A 19,196-nucleotide genomic window follows, 5' to 3' on the forward strand; every position below is an offset into this window, starting at 1 on the left:
GTCTGTGCCGCCGCTTTCTGTCTCGCCTGTCAGCGCTGCCAGAACGCCGGCGTGAAGATGACCAGCACCGAGAGCACCTCCAGTCGACCGATCCACATCAGGAACACCATGTAGAGCTTGGCCGGGGTCGAGAACGGCAGGAAGCTGTTCATCGGGCCGACGGGACCGAAGCCGGGGCCGACGTTGCCGAGCGTCGCCGCCGCCACGCTCATCGCCTCGAGCCCCGTCATCGATAGCTCGGCCACCCGCTGCGTGTCGAGATAGAGCAGCACCGTCGAGAGCGCAAACAGCGTGAAAAAGGCCGTCATGAGCACGAACACGTCACGGATGGTGTCGTCGTCGACGCTCTCCTCCTCGAGGCGGATCGGTCTGACTGCTTCCGGGTGGACCGACAGGAACAGCGAGCGGCCGATAGTCCGCTTGACGAGCACCCAGCGAACGATTTTGATGGAACCGGCGGCCGAGCCGGCGGAGCCGCCGAGGAAGAACGCGAACAGCAGGATGGTCTGTGCGGACTCGTCCCAGGTGTTGAAATCCATACTGGCGTACCCCGTCGTGGTCACGATGGCGATAACCTGAAACAGCCCCTGCCGGAGCGAGTTCTCGAGGTTGCCGGGAATCACGTCGAGGGCCGCCGGCGACTCGGCGAGGCCGACGCCGAGGAACAGCACTGCCGAGATGACGGCGCCGATGCCGGTGATGGCGAGCAGATACGCGCGGAACTCGGTGTTCTCCGTGAGCCGGCGTGGGTTGCCCCGGAGCACGTGCCAGAACAGCGCGAAGTTGGTCCCCGCGACGATCATGAACGGCATCATTACCCACTGGATCGCCGGTGCGAACGCCTCCGCACTCCGGGATTGGGGTGAGAACCCGCCGGTGGGGAGCGTCGTGAGCGCGTGGGCAACGGCGTTGTAGAGGTCCATCTCCGGCGCCACGCCGGCCAGATGCAGCCCGTAGTAGACGACCACAGCAAGGAGCGTGAACCCCGCGTAGATGCTCCACAGCGCCCGTGCAGTCTCCTGAATTCGCGGCGTCAGCTTCTCAAGGGAGAGCCCGGGCGCCTCCTCCCGGATCACCTGCGCGCCACCGATGGAGAGCTTGGGGAGGATGGCGACCATCAACACGAGAATCCCCATCCCACCGAGCCACTGGGTGAGCTGTCGCCACATCAGCATCGCGTGGCCGTGGCGCGCCACGGAGATCTCCCCGAGGACTGTGGCCCCCGTCGTCGTGAAGCCGCTCATACTCTCGAAGAGCGCGTTGACGGGGTTCGCGACGGTGCCCGTTCCGGCGACGAGATACGGCACCGTCCCGGCCAGGGGGACGAACAGCCACGCGAGACTCACCAGGAGCAACCCCTCCCGGTTCCCCAGTTCGCCGTCGTGGGCGAGTCGTTCCAGGAGGCTCCCGGCGCCGACCATCACGGTCCCCCCAGCCAGGAACGGGAGCAGGCTCTCCCCGTAGTAGAGCGCCAGAACGAGCGGGAACAGCGTCGTGATGCCGATGTATTTGAGCGTCGTCCCGACGTAGGCCAGGCTCGTCCGGTACGCTACGTACGCGCTCAGGTCACGGACCATTGGCTATCGGGAGCCACTGTTGCCAGACGCATGGTGGTTTCGACACGCTGCGGCGGCGCACGACGACCGCCATGCCCGCCTACTCCCGTCCGCGCGTCACGATGACCAGGCTACTCAGCAGCAGACAGCCGATCAGCCCCGTGAAGGCGATGTCGTAGCTGAGGAACTGGCCGGCTGCGCCGACGTACGTCGACCCCAGCGAGCCGATCCCGATGTAGAGCGAGCGCATGGCGCCGAGGTCCCCGCCCATGCTGTCGCTGGGGAACGAGTCCATCAGGTGCGCCTGCATCACCGGCGGGTAGGCCATCAGCCCGGCCGCGAACACCGCCACGCCGGCCAGGACGACGAGCGAGGTCGACGAGAACACGACCACCGAGAGCGCCGCCGCGGCGACGGCGAGCACCGCCGGTGCGAGCAACCCTCGGGGGACGCGGTCACCCAGCCCGCCAGCGAGCGGTTTCACGATGGCGCCGACGACGAACAGCGCCGCGAAGCCGGCGTTCGCGATGACGCTCGGGAGCCCCTTCGAGAGCAGATACGTCGGGAGAAAGCCGACCGCGGACTGCCAGGTGAACGCGTAGAGCGAGTACGCAAGCAGCAGCCACCGGAGCTGGGGTGCCGCGAGGAACCGCTTGAGCGTCTCCCCGACGGCGAGGTCGACGCGGGAGACATCGTAGCCCTCACGGCTCCAGAGGTGGAGCGAGAGCAGGACGGCGAGGAGCACGAGGACGACGGGGAGGAACGCGTCCCGCCACGTCGCGACGGCGAGCACGACGGTCGCAGCCCCGGCGGCGAGGATGCCACCCACGTCCCCCGAGGCGGTGTGGAGGCCGAACGCTTGCCCGCGGCGCTCGACGAACAGGTCCGAGACGAGTCCCCGTGCCGGGGTCGGATAGAGTCCTGCGCCGAGCCCGACGACGACGGCGCCCGCGAGGAAGGTGAGATACGTCGGTGCGCCCGAGAACGCGAGAAACCCCGCCGAAATGAGCGCGAGCCCGCCGACAAGTAACGTCGTCCGGGAGAGCTGGTCGGAGAGCCGGCCGCTCGGGTACTGGAGCAGCGCGTAGATCCCCCAGATAACTGTGATGGCGAAGCCAGCCTCCGTGCTCGTGATCACGAGATCCTTCCGGATCGCTGGTAGCAGCGGCGACACCAGGAGCCGGCCAGCCTGGATGAACGCCCAGCCGATGGAGACTGCGAGCAGGAGCCGCCCGGAGTAGCCGGTGAACAGCCGTTCCTCACTGACCGCCTCGCTCTCTGTCACTGTTCGGAGGGCGACGCGCCGACTACTTGAACGCGTCCGTTCCGGTGATTTCCGGTCGGGCTCCGGTCACCCCCCAGCTACTCCCCGTGCTCGAACCGGTAGCGGTCGGTCGGGTTGTCCCCAAACGCCGGCCCGCGTCCGAAATGCTCGAAGCCTGCGGCTTCCAGTGCTGCCCGCAGCGCGTCGTCACCCTCGCCGACCAGCGCCTCGACCGGAAACCCCTCCGACCGAGCGAAGCGAAGCGGCTCGGACAGCAGGCGCTCGCAGGCCTCCCGGTCGCCGCCGAACTGAGTCAGGTGGACGACGCCGTCCCGCACGTCGAAGCTCACGAAGCCGTGAACCTCGCCGTCGAGCGTCGACTCCTCGTCCTCGTCACTCGCCCACGTGCCCTCGTCGCTGTCGTCGACGAGGAGACGGACGCTCCGGTCGTGAATGACGTTCCGTAGCACCGTCGGCGGTGCGTCGGTTAGCGCGGCGAGCGCCTGGGCGTCGCCCTCGACGGCATCACGAACTTTCATCGGTCTATCCTTTCGGGTGATGCAGCATAAGCGCGGGGGTCACCGCCGTTGGGCACCGGTCGGCCTGTCGGCGGTTTTTCGAGAGACACAGTTATCCGGCGCCTCCGTCAACGAGAGGTATGACCGGAACGCACGACCCCGTGGGTGTTCGACAGTGCGCGTAGTCGCGAAGTTCGGCGGGACGTCGCTCGGCTCGGGTGACCGCATCGACCGAGCCGCCGATTCCATCGCCGACGCCGTCGAGGCGGGCAACGAAATCGCCGTCGTCGCCAGCGCCATGGGGTCGACGACCGACGATCTGCTCGAAGAGATCGCGTTCGAGGCCGAACCCGAGGACCGCGCCGAGATTGTCTCCATGGGCGAGCGCACCTCCGTCCGGATGCTGAAAGCCGCGCTGAGCGCACGAGGGGTTAACGCCGTGTTCATCGAGCCGGGCCATCCCGACTGGCCAGTGCTGACCAACGAGCGCGGCGAGGTCAACGTCGAGGCGACCAAGCGCCGCGCCGAGGCGCTCGCGGAGCAGCTGGACGACACCGTTCCCGTCATCACGGGCTTTCTCGCAGAGGGTCCCGACGGCGAGGTGGCGACGCTGGGCCGGGGCGGCTCCGATACGACGGCGATGATGCTCGGCCAGTATTTCGACGCCGACGAGGTCGTCATCGTCACCGACGTGGAGGGTGTGATGACCGGCGACCCCCGGGTCGTCGAGGGCGCGCGTAACGTGGGCAGCATCACCGTCGACGAACTGCGAAACCTCTCGTTCCGTGGGGCCGAGGTCGTCGCCCCCTCCGCGCTCGTGTACAAGGACAAATCCCTGGACGTTCGCGTCGTTCATTACCAGCACGGCGACCTGCTCGTCGGCGGCACGAGTATCGAGGGAAGCTTCGAGCATCTCATCGATATGGAGGAGGTGCCCCTCTCCTGTCTCACCATCGCGGGCCGAGCAATCCGGAACCGCCCGGGGATTCTCGCGGACCTTTCGGAGGCGCTCAGGCAGGAGGGTATCAACATCGACGCCGTCGCCAGCGGGATGGACTCGGTGACGTACTACGTCGAGAGGAGCGTGGCCGAACTCGCCGAGGCGACGCTCCACGACGAGGTGGTCGTCGACGATTCGCTCTCCTCCATCACCGTGGAGGACGACATCGCCGTCATCCGGGTCACCGGCGGCGAACTGCCCAACCAGCCGGGCGTTATTCGGACGCTGGTCAACCCGCTGGCGGAGGCGGGCATCAACATCCACGACCTCATCACGTCCGCGACATCGGTCGCCATCTTCGTCGCGTGGGAGGACCGCGAGGAGACGCTGGATATCGTCCACGACCTGTTCTAAGCCGTCGAGTCGGCTGGTCTTCTCTTATCGACCCTCTCTCAGCCGCGTGCCGACCCGCTCGGGGAGCCCAGCGTCCACGACGGCGTCGACGACCGCGTAGGTCGCGTCCGGGTCGCCGTCGCGGGGCTGGCCGACGCTCCCCGGATTGAGCACGATGCCCTCGTCGTCGCGCTCGTGATACTGGTGGTGGGTGTGACCCATGACGAGGAGCTCCTCGTCGCCGAGGAGGGCAGCGCTGAACTCGTCGGGGTGGGTGTAGTGGTCGGGGTCGTCGGGGTGGCCGTGAACCAGTTTCACCCGGCCGTCAGCCACGCGGCGTTCGGTCGACAGGCTCCCGAGCCAGCCGAGTGCGCCGGCGACCGCGCGGTCGTGATTCCCCAGGACCATCGCCATGTCGTGGTCCCGGACGCTGTCGACGCACGCCTGCGGCCAGGGGTTGTAGCCGACCACGTCGCCGGCACAGACGAGCCCCTCGACCGGCGGCATATCCGCCAGCACGGCATCCAGGGCGATGCGGTTCCCGTGGATATCCGAGAGCACCCCGAGGCGCATAGGGGAGGAAGCCAGTGGAGCCGCAAAAGGCCACCGGCCACACGACCGTTGGCGGTCTCGCCCCTGTGCACTCAGACAGAGCACGTCTGAGCACCACCTCCGAGTGAATAGTTAAGCAACTGGGTGTGTAACGTCGTTCCATGGCCGAGCTATCGATGCATCACGTCGGTATCGTCGTCAGCGACCTCGAGGAGGCCGTCTCGTTCTACGGGGACGTTCTCGGCCTCTCCGTGGCCGAGGAGTTCACGCTCTCCGGCGACGGTATCGCCACCGCGATCGGAGCGGACGAGATAACGGGGGAGTTCGTCCACCTCGAAGGCCACGGAGCCCTGGTCGAACTCATCGAGTACGACGCAGTCCATGGGAACGGCGGTTCGGACGTCATCAACGCCCACGGGGCCAAACACGTCGGATTCGCCGTCGAGGACCTCGACGACTTCTACGAAGGCCTCCCGGATGACGTGGAGACGGGTAGCCCGCCACAGGAAATCGAACTGGGAACCTCGATCCTGTTCTTCCGGGACCCCGACGGCAACTTCGTGGAAATCGTCGAGGCGTGACCCCGGAGGGTGGCTGACGCGGGGCGGAACGTGGCTCCCTGGGCGGAAAGCGGCCGCATTGGCGAACGCGGCCCCAGAGCCAGCTACCCTCTCTGGGCATCCAAACGTATATGTCGGTCTACTGTCTTCGTGATACCGTATGTCACACTCTACGGACGCGGACATCGAGGAGTCCCCGGCCGAGGAACCGGACATCGAGGAGTCCCCGGCCGAGGAACCGGACATCGAGGAGGACCTCTTCGAGGAGGAGCTCCGCATCGACGGCATCTGTGGCGTGTACTGAGATGCCGCCGACTGTGATCACTCCCTCGTATATCAAGTACCGGCGGGAGGCGGATGGCGGACTCGTCTACGACCACGCGAACTACGGCTACGAGGACGCCTCAATGTACGCCGTCAGTGATACGGTCATCGACGTGCTCGAGTTCGTCGACGGCCAGCGCTCCCGGACGGAGGTCGAAACGGCGTTCTCCGAAGCTGTCGTCGACTCGCTCGTCGAGAAGGGGGTGTTAGATGTCGACTGATCCGCTTTCGGCGCCGGTGACCATCACGTGGGAGGTCACTCTCGGCTGTAACCTCCACTGTGACCACTGTCTCTCCGGCAGCGGACCGGGGCACCAGCTCCCGAACGAGCTCTCGACCGCGGAGGCGAAAGCGTTCATCGCCGAACTCGACGAGATGGACGTGTTCCAGGTGAACATCGGCGGCGGGGAGCCGTTCGTCCGCCCGGACATGCTGGAACTGCTCGGCGACCTCACCGACCGGAACATCTCCACCTGCGTGAGCACGAACGGCACCCAACTCGACGGGGAAACACTCGACAGCATCGAGGCGATGGACCCACTGTTCCTCCAGGTGAGCATGGATGGCTTGCGGGCCGAAAACGATGCCATCCGCGGCGAGGGCGTCTACGACCAGGTGCTGGACGCCCTGACCAGACTGGAGGACCGGGACATCGGGACGACGGTCAACACGGTGGTCACTCGGCAGAACGTCCACGACCTCCCGGAGATCTACGACCTCGCCGAGGCACACGGCGCGGGGCTCCGGCTCAATCGGTTCCGGCCGAGCGGCCGCGGCGAGGACACGTGGGAGGAGTTCCGACTCACCGAGGCGCAGATTCGCTTCCTCCACGGCTGGCTGGATGACCACCCCGACGTGCGGACGGGAGACTCGTTTTTTTACCTCAACGCGCTGGGGGAGGTACGCAACGACACGCTCAAACAGTGCGGCGCTGGCTCGATGACCTGCCTGGTCGACCCGGCCGGCGACGTGTTCCCCTGTGCGTTCACCCAGTGGGACCACCTCGCGTCGGGGAACGTCACGGCGGACGGCTTCCAGACAGCGTGGGACGAGATCGCCAACCTCCGGAGCCAGATCGACGACCACGAAGGCTGTCCGGCAGTGGCGATGGGGAGCTCGGACCCGAACGGGGAGGACCCGCAGCTCCGAGCCATCCTCTCGGGTGACTGACTCCCCGCGATGGGTCCCGTCGATACATCGATGACGGGGACCGCGGCCCTCGAGAACCCGGATAGCGACGGATCGGCCGCCGGCGAGTACCGGCGGTGGGACGGCGTCCGGCTGGCCGACGACGTGCTCCTGTCCACCCGGCCGCTCGCGGCGACGCGGCTCAACGCTGCCGCGGTCGACACTGTCGACGCACTCGAGAGCGACGGTTTCCGGACCCCCGCGGCCGTCGCCCGGGAGACGAACCAGGAGCCGGAGAGCGTCGAACGGCTGTTCGAGCGGTTACACGACCGCAGGTTTCTGGAGTGGCGGCCGAGCCGTGACCCGGCTGACCGACCCCCAGTTTCGGTCGTCGTCACCGTTCGGAACGGAAGAGACCACCTCCAGGCCTGCCTGGACGCCCTCGCTGCACTCGACTACCCGGCGTACGAGGTCGTCGTCGTGGACGACGGCTCGACAGATGGGACCAGCGACGTTGCGGGGACCCACTCACTCGCTGACGCGGACGCCCTCCGAAGCCTCTCGGTCGGCAGCGCCGCCGACCCGCTGGGCATCGGCGCGTCGCGAAACCGCGGCGTCGACGCCGCCGCACACGACGTGATCGCGTTCACTGACGCCGACTGCCGCCCCCGACAGGACTGGCTCTCGGAACTCGTCCCCGTGCTCGCATCTCACGACCTGGTGGGCGGCCGGGTTCGTCCGGCCCGCGAGTCCGCGGCGAGCGCCTACGAGAGAAGTAACTCGTCGCTGGACATGGGGCGCCACGCAGCCCGGGTCGATCCCGGAGGGGAGACGCCGTATCTCCCCACGGCGAACCTCGTCGGCCGGCGAGCGCTGTTCGAGGCCGTCGGATTCCCCGAGCGCAACGTCGCGGAGGACGTGGCACTCTGTTGGGACGCGCTGGATGACGGGTTCAGCGTCGTCTACGCGCCCTCGGGCGTCGTCGAACACGTCTACCGTTCCGGCGTTCGCGCGTTCGCCAGCCGGCGGTCGGCGTACGGCGCTTCGGAGGCGCTGCTCGCCCGAAACCGCGGCCGCGAAGAGACGGCGAGTGTCGACGTGCCGGTCACCGCAGTTCTCGCTGTCGTGCTGGCGGGTCTCGGTCTCCTGCTCGGTGGGGTCGCCTCGTCGCTCGCCTCCGCCGGATTCGTCGGGGTCGCAGGCGTCGCATTGGGGACCGGAGGGCTCGGACTCTGGCGACGATACCGGCGGTTTCCGTCGGTAGTTTCGGCCGACGACCTGGCACGCAGTTGGGGGCGGGAACGACTTTCGACCGCGTACGCGTTCGCCCGGGAACTGACCCGTTACTACGCGGCGCCGCTCGCGCTCATCGGCGGTATCGGCGTGGTCGCCGGCGCAGGTGTGCTCGGCGCAACCCTCCTGCTCCTCGTCGTCGCGGCAGTCGCCCTGCCGCTGGTCGTCGAGCATCGCGTTCACGACCCGTCGGTCTCCGCGCTCGCCTACGCCGGCTACTACCTCGCCGACCATCTCGGCTACCAGTACGGCCTCTATCGCGGCGCGGTCATCCACCGGACGCTCGCCCATCTGAACCCCCTGACGCGGTTCAGACTGGTTGGGCACGGCCGAGCGTCCTGACGGTGAGTGGGCTCGAAATACGGACCGCTGTCACAGCAGGTCGTTCTGCCGGAGAAACGCTACCACGCGCTCGGCGGCCTCCTCAGGCGGGGCGTCGATGCGCTCGCCCGCACCCCCGCTCTCCCCGCTGCCGCGGCCGAGCATCCGGTAGATGCGCTCTTCGACCGTTCCCGTCCGTGGCGGACGGCCACGCCCCCACCGCTCGTTCGGTGTCACCTGCTCGACAGTGGCGTTCCCGACACTCATGGAGAACCGGGACTCCCTCGGCGCGACGTCGGCCAGTTCGACAGTTTCGATGGTCGCCCGCCGCCCGGCGATGAGGGTCGCCATCGAGGCGCGGTCCGGGTTCGTAAACCCGCTGTCGACGCCGAACACCGCTGGAAGCGAGACGACGACGGCCTCCTGCCGGCCGATGGCGAGTTTCCGCTGGACGGCCAGTTCGTCGTCACCGAAATCTGTCTCCACCGTCACATCGAGGCTCTCGCGCCCGAGTTCGGTCACCTGCGTCGCGCTCGGCCAGTCGAGTTTGGCGGCCGCGAGCCCTGCGACTTCGGGCCCGTCGAGCGACGAGGCTTCCCCGATGAAGACGGCCTCTGGAGCCTCTCGGCCCACGACGCGGGCCAGGACGGTGGCGTACTTCTCACCGGCGATGCCTTCGATCGGCTCGAACGTGACGTGGGTCCCGCTGTCGGCGCCGCGCTCGAGCGCGGAGCGAACGCATCGCTGAGCCGCGTTGCCGCCGATTCCGACCGCGGTCACCTCGTCGGCGACGCCGAGCGCCGCCTCCAGTGCTACCCGGTCGTCGATGCTGAGCTGGTAGCGGTACGGCTCGGCGTTGCCGTCGGCGTCGACGACGCGGTGGGGTTCCGGCCGGACCGCGACGAGGGCATTCATCGGGCGGTGTACCCTCCGTCGACAGGGACGGTCGCGCCGGTGACGAACGCCGCGTCGTCCGAGGCCAGGAAGGCGATGGCCTGGGCGATATCCTGCGGGTCGGCCATCCCGAGCGGTGTCTCTTCGACCATCCGTTCGAGCGTCTCCGGGACGGCGTCGTCGTCCGCCGCATCCATCGCCTCCTCCAGCATCGGTGTCTCTACGACGCCCGGACAGATGGTGTTCGCCCGAACCTCCGGCGCGTACTCCACGGCGATGGAGCGCGTGAGCGATACCAGCGCCCCCTTGGTCGCCGTGTAGATATCCATCCCCGGCTCAGCCACGAGCGCCGCGATCGAGGCGTTGTTGACGACGACGCCGGTGCCGTCGCCGGTGTCGAGCATCGCGGCGACGCCGTGCTTGCAGGCGTACATCGGGCCACGGAGGTTCACGCCGGTGAGGAACTCGTAGGCCTCGCCGGAGAACTCCGTGATCGGTCCATCCGCGTCGCGGGAGGCGACGGCGGCGTTGTTCACGAGCACGTCGACGCTCCCGAACTCGGCTTCGGCGTGGTCGATCATCGCCGTAATGTCGTCCTCGTCGCTGACGTCGGTTTCTACGAACGAGGCGCCGCCGGCGTCGTCCGCCTGCTCGATCGCGTGGACCGTCTTGTTGCCGCCTTCCGTGTCCACGTCCGCGACGACCACGTCCGCGCCGCGCTCGGCGAGGACGCGACACGTCGCGGCGCCGATACCACTTCCGCCCCCCGTGACGATCGCCGTTCGGTTGTCGAGAGCCATGCTTAACCGAAGTCGAACTCGACCCCCTTACCGCCCTCTGCTTTGGACCAGGAGACGGCGCCCTTCTCGGGGTCGTTCGCACAGAACACCATGCAGGCGCCACACTCCACACACGGCTCGTACGCGAAGTAGATGCCACCTTGCTGGTCCTCCTGGTAGTCGAAACACTCCGCGGGACAGAGATGGAGACACGGCTTGTCCTCGCAGGTGACACACTCCTCGTTGTTCACCGTGATGTGGGCCGTCTCGCTCACGTCCCAGGTGACGGTCTCGAGGTCGTCCTGGACGCTCATCTGCCGGTCCTCCGCATCGCGATTGTGCTATGGATACTCATGACGTGTTGTTGCTGTTAGTGTCAACCCTCATTGCTGTTTCGGTGGAGGCACCGGGGAGAGGTGGGAGCGTAGTGGAGGGGCCGGTGGCGAGATCAGGGCCCAGTGGGATGCGGAGTCGTGGGAGAAGGACCGCTCATAACGAGCGCAGCGCACGGTAGCCGTCCTTCACGAGATCGAACACGCCCGCATCGCTCCGTCGGAACGCCCGGTACGCCTGCCGCCACGTCAGCCCCTGTGCATCGCTCCCGGCGGAGTACATCCCCCGCAGCGTGTCCGCGGCGACGCCGGGGTACGCGTCGTACATCCGCTCGTTCTTCAGGAACTTCGGGAGATGTCGGTGCTGTTTCATGTCCTGGAGAACGTAGGAGTCCTCGAGGCCGTCGTCGTATCGCCGGCCGAACGCGTCCCAGTCAGCGTCGACGTCGCAGGCCATCGCTGCCTCCGCCGCGACGAGACCGCTCTTGATGCCGTAATCCAGCCCTCGGAACGTGTATCCCTTGTTGAGGACGAGCCCTGCGGCGTCGCCGATGAGCGCGACCCGCCGGTCGTGGCGCTCCGGCAGCGAATCGTAGGAGTGCTCCGGGACGAGAATCCCCTGGTACTCCTCGACGTCGTCACCCTGGACGTACGGCCGGACCGGATCCAACTGCATGAACTCCTCAAGCAGTGAGTACAGCGGCGTCCCGGAGTCGCCGTACCCCTCGTTGCCGAGGTATCGGAGTGTCTCTAATCCGCCGACGGCGCCGACCGAAATGTACTCGTCGAACGTGTAGATGAAGTAGCCGATGGTTGGTGCACCAGTCGGGAAGCCGGTGTAGATGTACGCCGCGCCCTCGTCGCTATCGAGATTGAACCGCTCGTCGATCGTGTTCCGGCCAACGTCGATGACCTTCTTCACCGACAGCGCCATGTCCTCGTTGCGCATCGTGCGCTGGATCCCCGTCTGCCGCCCGACGGTGGTGTTCACGCCGTCAGCGCCGATGACGGCGTGACACGCCAGATCGCCGTTCTCCCGGTCGGTGTGGACAACGGCGTGGTCATCGTTCTGCGAGACGTCCATGACGGTCGTTTCCGGGATGAACAGCACTCCCTCGTCGACTGCTCGGTCGACGAACCAGCGGTCGAACTTGCCGAGCATCAGCGTGTAGTTGGGCTCCTCCCGCAGCGCCAGGTCCCGGTAGCCGATGGACACCTCGGCGTCGTCGTGGAGCAGTTTGATGTTGTGCTCGACGACGTGGCGTTCCAGCGGCGCCTCCTCCGGGAACTCGGGCACGAGTTCGTCGAGGATCTGCCCGTAGAGCACGCCGCCAGTGACGTTCTTCATTCCCGGTTGCTTCGCGCGCTCGACCAGCGCCACGTCGAACCCTTCGGTGGCGAGTTTGTACGCTGCTGCAGTGCCCGCCCGGCCGGCGCCGACCACAACCACGTCGAAGTCGTTCTCGGTCATTCCGCCACCTCCTCGGCCTCGTCGCCGTCTGTCGTCTCTTCAGCCCCCTGGCTGTCCGTGGCTTCCCGGATGGCTTCCGCCAGTGCGGGGGCGTACTCGTAGACGTCCCCGACGATGCCGATATCGGCGAACGTGAAGATGCGAGCGTCCGGGTCGGTGTTGATGGGCACGAGGTACTCGGCGTTCACCGATCGCATGTGGTAGGAATCCCCCGAAATCGCACTGGGGACGTACAGTTCGACGTCGATCTCCTTGCCGGTCACGCCGATCTGGCGGTCGTAGGGCACCCAGCCGTCGTCAGCGGGTGGCCTGGACGAGCCGACCGCCGCACCGAACGCGTCCGCGAGGTCCTCGATGAGACTGAACCCGTCGGGGTTGCCGAGCCCCTGGCCGCCAGCGACGATGCGACGCGCCTTCGCGAGGTCGTCCTCCGGCACGTCGAACGTTTCGAGGTGGCGCACCCGGTCGTCGTCCGCGACGCTGACCTCGACGGTTCGCTCGTCCGGGGAGTCGGCAGGCGGTTCGTCGGGCGTCCCGAGCGCTTCCGTGTTCAGCGTCACCACCGATGGCCCACGCTCGAAGGAGAGTTCGGCGTAGGCCCGGCCGCCGTACACCTGCCGGCCGGCGAGCAGGTCGCCGTCCCGGACTCTGAGCAGGCAATCTGTCACGCAGCCACCTCGAAGCCGTCTCGCTGTCAGCGCCGCGAGGTCCGCGCCGTCGGCTGTATCAGGGAGCAAGATCGCGCGCGGGTCCTCGGCGACCTGTGCGAGCGCCGCCGCGCGTGTCCGAACGCCCGCGGCGCCGGCGGCGAACGTCTCAGATCCATTCTCTCGGACGACGTGAACCAGTTCGTCGGGAGTCCCGACCGCGGCCGACTCCGGATCGACGACCCCGTCGAACGCGACGGCGACGACTGATGGTGACTCCCCATCCGAGGTGGTGAGTTCCTCGGCCAGCCGGTGGGCTTCGTCGAGCAACGCTGGATTCTCCCCGCCCGGAACGGTGAGCAGTGCCCCCGTCATGCCGACAGCTCCCTCGCGAGCATCTCACCGTCGTAGATCGCTTTGTCGATGAGCCGCGGCGCCACGCAGTCGCCGATGCGGTGGACCGAGTCGTCGGCGAAGCCGCGCTCCTGAAGCGCCTCTGCGAGGCCGGTCCGTGCTTCACGCCGCTCCGCGACGACGAGCGAATCCGCCTCCTCCATCGTCAGCTCCTCGGAGTAGACGTTGAGCAACTGGGCCTGGTTCTCCTCGAAGCCGATGATGGTCGTGTGGGTCGTCAGATCCACGTCGTGCTCGTACAGCGTTTCGAGGAACGGCGGAACGTTCGTCCCTTCCAGTTGGTCGCCGGGATGGTAGGACGTCGTGACGAACGACACGTCGTGGCCGTCGTCGGCCAGGTATTCGGCGACGCTGACGCCCGCGGCGTGTTTGTTGTTGTCGAAGACGATGACCGACTCGCCAACGTCCTCGCCCTGCAGCACGTCCCACGACCGGTGGACGTCGGCGCTGCCAAGGCCCGGATCCTGTTCGCGGGCGCCGGTGGCGACGATCACGTCGTCCCACGCCTCGACGGTCACGTCATCGGGAACGACCTCTGTCCCCGTCTCGACGGTCACATCACGGTTGTCGAGCTGGTTCAGCAGGTTCCGGACGGCGTCGCCGAACTCCCGCCGTGAGTCGACCTGGGTGGCGATGTTCGACTGGCCGCCGAGTTCGTCCTCCCGCTCCCGAATCGTCACCCGGTGGCCGAGGTCCGCCGCCGTCACCGCGAAGGAGAGCCCTGCCGGGCCGCCACCGACAACGAGTACCTCCCGCGGCGTCGGCGCCTCGCTCGTCTCCTCCAGGTGGGGGATCTTCGTTTCCCGGCCCGAGCGTGGCGTCTGGATGCAGCCCACGTGGCCGTTAGTGTGGATGCCGCCGAGACAGTTCTGGTTGCAGGCGATGCAGTGGGTCACCTCCTGGTCGTCGCCGCGGCGCACCTTCCGGACCGTATCAGCGTCACAGATGAGCTGGCGGCACATGCCGATGAAGTCCGCACGCCCCTCCTCGAGGATATCGTTAGCTTTCGTGAGGTCGTTGATGCGGCCGGCCGCGATGACGGGAATATCGACCAGTTCGCGGGCGGCGCCGTAGTACTCGGCGGTGTAGCCAAGCGGGGCGTGCATCGGCGCGTCGGTGATGTAGAGCTTCGAGATGGTTGCGATATCCGAGTCGATGAAGTCGATGCTGGGGTGGAGCCGGCGGATGACCTCGACAGCGTAGTCGTAGTCGTAGCCGCCCTCCTCCATCTCGTCGAGGGTGAGCCGGATGCCGACGGGGAACATCTCGCCGACCCGGTCACGGATGGCGTCGACGACTTCGTTCACCAGGCGGACCCGGTTGTCGATTGAGCCGCCGTACTTGTCCGAGCGGTTGTTGTACTTCGGCGAGAGGAACTGCCGGAGAATCCCGTCGTGGCCGGCTTTGAGTTCGAGGCCGTCGAGGTTCCCCCGCTTGACGTGTTCGGCCGTCTTGGCGAAGCCGAGTTTCACCTCCTCGATATCTTCCTGTTCCATCCGTTTTGGCATCTCGTAGCCGAACTCGGAGGGAACCGCCGAGGGAGCCCACGTCTCCCGCATCGCGTGTTCACCGGTGTCCTCGCCCCCGGTGTGCTGGAGCTGTGCGAACACCTTGGTTCCGTGATCGTGGCAGGCCTCCGCGATCATCTTCAGGCGCGGCACCACGTCCGGGTCGTAGCCGCTTGCGTACATCGGGTTTGACGCGCTCGGGTGCACGAGCATGCTCGATGGCCCGACGATGAGGCCGACGCCACCGCGTGCCCTGGCCTCGTAGTAGGCTGCATCCCGTTCGGTGGGAAGGCCGTCCTCCGCAAAGCCCGTCTCGTGGGCGAGAAACACCGTCCGATTCGGGATGGTCACGGACCCGATCTGTCGCGGCGTGAAGAGCAGTTCTGACATATGCTTGTAGTTATCTAACATGACCTTACCGAAGGGAGAATAAAGATATATCGGTGGGCCGGCAGGCCAGGGTGCTGATCAGAGGCCGACGGTCCAGCGACAGTTGTTTATACGACGACATTGCTATGTGTATCCGTATCATGGCTCCGGCGTTCCCGTTCACAGCCATCATCGACCAGATGGCGATGAAGCGCGCGCTTCTCCTCAACGCCGTCAACCCCGACGTGAACGGCGTGCTTATCCGCGGCGAGCGCGGGACGGGGAAATCGACAGCGGTGCGCGCGCTGGCTGATGTGTTGCCCGAAATCGACGTCGTCGCGGACTGTCCGTACGGCTGCCCGCCGGACGACGCCGACCGAATGTGTTCGGAGTGCCGCGAGCGCCACACGGCCGGGGAGTCCCTTCCCGTCGAACAGCGACAGATGCGTGTGGTGGATCTGCCGCTGAACGCCTCCGAAGACCGCGTCGTCGGGAGCATCGACCTGCAGGAGGCGGTCCGAAAGGGCCACCAGCAGTTCGACCCGGGGATTCTGGCGGAAGCCAATCGCAACATCCTCTACGTGGACGAGGTGAACCTGCTGGACGACCATATCGTCGACGTCCTCCTCGACGCCGCGGCGATGGGCGAAAACATCATCGAACGGGAGGGCGTCTCGGTGCGGCATCCGGCGGAGTTCATCCTCGTCGGCACGATGAACCCCGAGGAGGGGACCCTCCGGCCACAGCTGCTCGACCGGTTCGACGTGGTCGTCGACGTGGCGGCGAGCGACGACCCCGCTGAACGTGTCGAAATCGCCGAACAACGGGAGGCGTTCGACGCCGACCCGGAAGCGTTCCGTGCGGCACAGCAAGAGGACCAGCAGGCGTTGCGTGAGCGGATTCGCGCCGGCCGTGAGCGACTCGACGACGTGCAGGTCGACGAGGACGTGTTGCGGAACGCATCCTACGAGGCGTTGCGGCAGCGTGCCCACGGGATGCGGGCCGACATCGCGGTGAACCGGGTTGCACGCACCATCGCCGCGCTCGACGGCGACGTGGCGGTGGAGGAGGCCCACGTCACGGAGGCCCAGTACTTCGTGTTCCCCCACCGTGTGGAGGGCGTCGCGGAGATGAACTTCGGCGAGGGTGTGCTTTCGGCGCAGGACGAGGACGAATCCGAGGAGGGCGAGGACGACGAGAGCGACGACGAGAGCGACGATTCGGCCGACCAGGAGGGCGGCGGCATCCCTATCGCGGAGGACGAGCAGTCCTACACCGTCGATAGAACGGCGATTCAGCCGCCGAAGGACCGCACGATGCGGACCGCGCTCGCGCGGCGCACCCCCTCCCGCGTGGACGTCCGGAGCGGGCGGTACGTGCGCTCGCGCATCGAGGAGGACGTCGACGACGTCGCTATCGACGCGACGGTCCGTGCGGCCGCGCCCCACCAGCAGCGCCGAGACAGTGGGGGCGACGGCCTCCTCATCGAACCGCGTGACCTCCGGCAGAAACTCCGCGAGCGAACCGCGCGGGCACTCGTCGTCTTCGTCGTCGACGCCAGCGGGAGCGTGATGAGCGGCCGGCAGATGCTGGAGACCAAACGCGGTCTCCTCTCGTTCATCGAGGACGCCTACCGCGCCCGCAACCGCACCGCAGTTGTCGTGTTCCGCGGGGAGGACGCGTTCACGCTGGTCGAACCCACGCGGAACCATCGGCACGCGCGGGAGGCCGTTTCGGGACTCACTGTGGGGGGGAACACGCCGCTGACCCATGGCCTCGTGGAGGCGTACAACCTCGTCAAGCGGGAACAGCGCCGTGACGAGGACCTCTACCCGCTGGTCGTCCTCCTCTCGGACGGCCAGTCGAACGTGGAGTACCGCGAGGACGGCGACGCCAAGGAGGACGCGTTCCGTGTGGCCTCGCTGTTCGACGAGGACGATATCCCCGCGGTGTTCGTCGACACCGGCTACGAGATCGATACCACCCCTGACGAGATCTGGACCGACCGGAAGGCAGAACGGATGAAGCGTCGCCGGTTCGAGCGGAACCGCTCGTTGGCCGAAACCATGGGGGCCGACTACCTGCCGCTGGTGGACCTCCCACGGGACGTCGATCTCCTGGAACAGGGAGCGGAGATGGAGGCGGAGTCGCCATGAGCGACGGCGGCGCGCTCTCGGCGCTGGCCGACGTGACTACCCGGCCCAAGCGAGCCCGACTGACCGTCGAGATACACAATGACTGATCACAACACGACATCTCACGAGCTGACACCGGACACCCAGGAGACGGCGAGTCAGACGTTCCCGTTCACGGCGATCGTCGATCAGGAAGCGATGAAGCGTGCGCTCCTGATCAACGCCGTCAACCCCGACGTTGGGGGCGTCCTCATCCGTGGTGAGCGTGGCACCGCGAAATCGACCGCGGTTCGTGCGCTTGCGGATGTTCTGCCTGCTATCGACGTCGTCGCGGACTGCCCCTACGGCTGCCCGCCGGACGACGCCGACCGGATGTGTTCGGAGTGCCGCGAGCGCCACGCGACTGGCGAGTCACTTCCGACCAAATCCCAGCCGATGCGAGTCGTGGACCTCCCGTTGAACGCCTCCGAGGACCGCGTGGTCGGGAGTATCGACCTCGAACGCGCGGTACAGGCGGGCGAGCGCGAGTTCGAACCGGGAATTCTGGCGGAGGCCAACCGCAATATCCTCTACGTGGACGAGGTGAACCTGCTGGACGACCACATCGTCGACGTGCTGCTCGACGCCGCGGCGATGAACGAGAACATCGTCGAGCGCGAGGGCGTTTCGTTCCGCCATCCCGCCGAATTCATTCTCGTCGGCACGATGAACCCCGAGGAGGGGGACCTCCGGCCACAGCTGCTCGACCGGTTCGGCCTCGTCGTCGACGTGGAGGGCGTCACCGAGGTGGACGACCGAGTGGAGATCAGCCAGCGCCGCGCCGCCTTCGACGCGGACCCGGACACGTTCCGGGCGCAGTACGAAGCTGACCAGGCCGAACTTCGAGAGGACATCGTCGCGGCCCGAGAGCGCCTGCCTGCCGTAACGCTCGGCGAGGACGTCGCGAAACTCATCGCGGGGATGAACATCGAGTTGGACGTGGACGGCCATCGCGGGGATATCACCCTCCGGCGGGGGGCGCGGACGCTCGCGGCGTTCGACGGGGAGGACGAGGTGTCTGTTCGGACGGTCCGGCGTGTCGCCAGAATGGCGCTGGAACACCGGCTACAGCGCCTCCCCTTCGAGGAGGAAGAACAGGACGTGCTGAGTACGTTCCACGACGTGCGGCGTGAGCTCGGCCTCGAGGACTGACCGCTCGGCGAGTTCGCGTTTGGCGCTTTGTCCGCCAAGTTAGTTCAACTGTTCGACACGCACTCTCCATTCAATCATACGTCATCTTTATTGTAGCTGATTCGTCATAGTGATGTGGGAACGTGTATCATTACGCGTACATCCGTTTCCCATCTAGCCATGCCAGAGTACGACTTCAGCGGCCAGGTCGCGTTCGTTACGGGCGCAGGCCGTGGCCAAGGACGGTCCCATGCACAGCACTACGCGAGTCACGGTGCGGACGTCGTTCTCACGGATATCTGTGAGAACATCGAGACGAATCCGTACGAGCTCAGTACGACGGACGACCTCGAAGAGACGGCGAGTATCGTCGAGGACGCGGGCCAGGAGGCGCTCACCATCGAGATGGACGTCCGGAACGAGGACGAAGTCGAGGCGGCCGTCGATGACGCGGTCGAGGAGTTCGGGAAGATCGATATTTTGGCCAACAACGCGGGCATCTTCAATGCGGCCGACATGACGGAGATGGACGAACAGCAGTGGGACGAGATGATCGATACGAATCTGAAAGGAGTCTGGCTCTGTGCCAAGCACGTCGGCCAGCACTTCATCGACCGTGGCGACGGCG

At 66.8% G+C, this 19,196-nt stretch carries 19 protein-coding genes; 9 read left to right on the top strand and 10 right to left on the bottom strand.

The window, feature by feature from the left end; genetic code table 11:
* Positions 1 to 29: 29 nt before the first annotated feature.
* The 3 genes from V5A38_RS01285 to V5A38_RS01295 all read right to left on the bottom strand — a co-directional run bounded on the left by V5A38_RS01285 (position 30) and on the right by V5A38_RS01295 (position 3,359).
* Positions 30 to 1,577, bottom strand: a complete 1,548-nt coding sequence (locus V5A38_RS01285; RefSeq protein WP_332323935.1) for a TrkH family potassium uptake protein — start codon at positions 1,575 to 1,577, stop codon at positions 30 to 32.
* 79 nt (positions 1,578 to 1,656) lie between these two features.
* Positions 1,657 to 2,841 (bottom strand): MFS transporter, encoded by a 1,185-nt coding sequence (locus V5A38_RS01290; RefSeq protein WP_332323936.1) that lies wholly within the window; start codon positions 2,839 to 2,841, stop codon positions 1,657 to 1,659.
* 77 nt (positions 2,842 to 2,918) lie between these two features.
* Positions 2,919 to 3,359, bottom strand: coding sequence for a hypothetical protein (locus V5A38_RS01295; RefSeq protein WP_332323937.1), 441 nt, complete (start codon positions 3,357 to 3,359; stop codon positions 2,919 to 2,921).
* Between the two features lie 154 nt (positions 3,360 to 3,513).
* Between V5A38_RS01295 and V5A38_RS01300 the strand changes: the two genes are divergently transcribed.
* Positions 3,514 to 4,692, top strand: a complete 1,179-nt coding sequence (locus tag V5A38_RS01300) for an aspartate kinase (RefSeq protein WP_332323938.1) — start codon at positions 3,514 to 3,516, stop codon at positions 4,690 to 4,692.
* A 24-nt stretch (positions 4,693 to 4,716) separates the two neighbouring features.
* Here V5A38_RS01300 and V5A38_RS01305 read toward each other — a convergent pair whose 3' ends face one another.
* Positions 4,717 to 5,244, bottom strand: coding sequence for a YfcE family phosphodiesterase (locus V5A38_RS01305; RefSeq protein ID WP_332323939.1), 528 nt, complete (start codon positions 5,242 to 5,244; stop codon positions 4,717 to 4,719).
* A gap of 140 nt (positions 5,245 to 5,384) precedes the next feature.
* On the opposite strand from V5A38_RS01305, the gene V5A38_RS01310 reads away from it, so the two are divergent.
* The 5 genes from V5A38_RS01310 to V5A38_RS01330 all read left to right on the top strand — a co-directional run bounded on the left by V5A38_RS01310 (position 5,385) and on the right by V5A38_RS01330 (position 8,870).
* Positions 5,385 to 5,804, top strand: coding sequence for a VOC family protein (locus tag V5A38_RS01310; protein WP_332323940.1), 420 nt, complete (start codon positions 5,385 to 5,387; stop codon positions 5,802 to 5,804).
* Positions 5,805 to 5,943: 139 nt separating this feature from the next.
* Positions 5,944 to 6,087: a mycofactocin precursor MftA gene (gene mftA, locus V5A38_RS01315; RefSeq protein ID WP_332323941.1), complete on the top strand. Its 144-nt coding sequence runs from the start codon at positions 5,944 to 5,946 to the stop codon at positions 6,085 to 6,087.
* 1 nt (position 6,088) lies between these two features.
* Entirely contained in the window at positions 6,089 to 6,328 is a 240-nt protein-coding gene (gene mftB2, locus V5A38_RS01320; protein ID WP_332323942.1) for a mycofactocin biosynthesis chaperone MftB2, read from the top strand.
* Entirely contained in the window at positions 6,318 to 7,277 is a 960-nt protein-coding gene (mftC, locus tag V5A38_RS01325; protein ID WP_332323943.1) for a mycofactocin radical SAM maturase, read from the top strand. Before mftB2 ends, mftC begins: the two co-directional genes overlap by 11 nt.
* 30 nt (positions 7,278 to 7,307) lie before the next feature.
* Positions 7,308 to 8,870 carry a glycosyltransferase gene (locus V5A38_RS01330; protein WP_332323944.1) on the top strand — a complete coding sequence of 521 codons (1,563 nt, stop codon included), beginning with the start codon at positions 7,308 to 7,310 and terminating at the stop codon, positions 8,868 to 8,870.
* A gap of 30 nt (positions 8,871 to 8,900) precedes the next feature.
* Here the strand turns inward: V5A38_RS01330 and V5A38_RS01335 are convergent, their stop codons facing one another.
* The 6 genes from V5A38_RS01335 to V5A38_RS01360 form a co-directional block, all read right to left on the bottom strand.
* Positions 8,901 to 9,764 carry a hypothetical protein gene (locus tag V5A38_RS01335; RefSeq protein ID WP_332323945.1) on the bottom strand — a complete coding sequence of 288 codons (864 nt, stop codon included), beginning with the start codon at positions 9,762 to 9,764 and terminating at the stop codon, positions 8,901 to 8,903.
* A complete protein-coding gene (locus tag V5A38_RS01340; RefSeq protein WP_332323946.1) occupies positions 9,761 to 10,543 on the bottom strand; it encodes an SDR family oxidoreductase in 783 nt (260 codons plus the stop codon). The genes V5A38_RS01335 and V5A38_RS01340 overlap by 4 nt, the downstream gene beginning before the upstream one ends.
* A gap of 2 nt (positions 10,544 to 10,545) precedes the next feature.
* Positions 10,546 to 10,836, bottom strand: a complete 291-nt coding sequence (locus V5A38_RS01345) for a hypothetical protein (RefSeq protein WP_332323947.1) — start codon at positions 10,834 to 10,836, stop codon at positions 10,546 to 10,548.
* A gap of 175 nt (positions 10,837 to 11,011) precedes the next feature.
* Positions 11,012 to 12,325, bottom strand: coding sequence for an FAD-dependent oxidoreductase (locus V5A38_RS01350; protein WP_332323948.1), 1,314 nt, complete (start codon positions 12,323 to 12,325; stop codon positions 11,012 to 11,014).
* Entirely contained in the window at positions 12,322 to 13,347 is a 1,026-nt protein-coding gene (locus V5A38_RS01355) for an electron transfer flavoprotein subunit alpha/FixB family protein (RefSeq protein WP_332323949.1), read from the bottom strand. Before V5A38_RS01355 ends, V5A38_RS01350 begins: the two co-directional genes overlap by 4 nt.
* Complete coding sequence (locus tag V5A38_RS01360) at positions 13,344 to 15,284, bottom strand: FAD-dependent oxidoreductase (protein ID WP_332323950.1); 1,941 nt, start codon at positions 15,282 to 15,284, stop codon at positions 13,344 to 13,346. Before V5A38_RS01360 ends, V5A38_RS01355 begins: the two co-directional genes overlap by 4 nt.
* A gap of 125 nt (positions 15,285 to 15,409) precedes the next feature.
* On the opposite strand from V5A38_RS01360, the gene V5A38_RS01365 reads away from it, so the two are divergent.
* From V5A38_RS01365 to V5A38_RS01375, 3 genes are all read left to right on the top strand, one after another.
* Positions 15,410 to 17,419, top strand: a complete 2,010-nt coding sequence (locus V5A38_RS01365) for a VWA domain-containing protein (RefSeq protein WP_332323951.1) — start codon at positions 15,410 to 15,412, stop codon at positions 17,417 to 17,419.
* A gap of 78 nt (positions 17,420 to 17,497) precedes the next feature.
* Complete coding sequence (locus V5A38_RS01370) at positions 17,498 to 18,589, top strand: AAA family ATPase (protein WP_332323952.1); 1,092 nt, start codon at positions 17,498 to 17,500, stop codon at positions 18,587 to 18,589.
* A gap of 159 nt (positions 18,590 to 18,748) precedes the next feature.
* Positions 18,749 to 19,196, top strand: a 448-nt coding sequence (locus tag V5A38_RS01375) for an SDR family NAD(P)-dependent oxidoreductase (RefSeq protein WP_332323953.1), incomplete at its 3' end; no start/stop codon positions are given.

This window comes from Halolamina sp. (genome assembly GCF_036626355.1).
Taxonomy (GTDB): Archaea; Halobacteriota; Halobacteria; order Halobacteriales; family Haloferacaceae; genus Halolamina.